1 protein-coding gene is annotated in these 500 nt (G+C 43.4%); it reads left to right on the top strand.

Annotated elements, in window-relative coordinates; translation table 11 throughout:
* A partial coding sequence (locus tag EWU22_RS13380) for a hypothetical protein (protein WP_161566874.1) occupies positions 1-500 on the top strand: 500 nt, incomplete at both ends.

The following is a 500-nucleotide window of genomic DNA, read 5'->3' as shown; positions in this document are numbered from 1 at the left end:
CAGTCCTCAAACGATTACCGTAACAGCGAAAGATGCTCAAGGAAATACGGCAACAGGGTATACAGGCTCACATAATATTACCTTCTCAGGAGCGAATAGTTCAAGTAGTCCAGTGACAGTACCAACGGTTGGCGGTACAGATTTTGGTACAGCAACTAGTTTAAGCTTCACGAATGGAGTAGCGACGGCATCAATGATATTGTACAAATCAGAGCTAGCGACCATAGCAGCTACGGATGGAACGATTGTTGCAGCTGGATCAGATCGTTTATCAGTAACCGCCTCAGAATCGAGCTTCAGTAAATTGGTGGTAAGCTTAACGAGTCCACAGATTAATGGTACTGCCTTTACAGGGACCAATACCTTGACAGCGCAAGATGCTTATGGTAATACAGTAACTAGTTTCAATGCATCAGGAACGAATGTAACAGTAACAAGTACGTTAACAGGAACGATTAGTGGTTTAGGAAGTGGAGTTGATAACGTATTGAACCAAGCAG

The sequence above is a fragment of the Aquirufa nivalisilvae genome (assembly GCF_004307455.1).
In the GTDB taxonomy this organism is placed as follows: Bacteria; Bacteroidota; Bacteroidia; order Cytophagales; family Spirosomataceae; genus Aquirufa; species Aquirufa nivalisilvae.
This window is presented reverse-complemented; position numbering and strand designations above follow the sequence as displayed.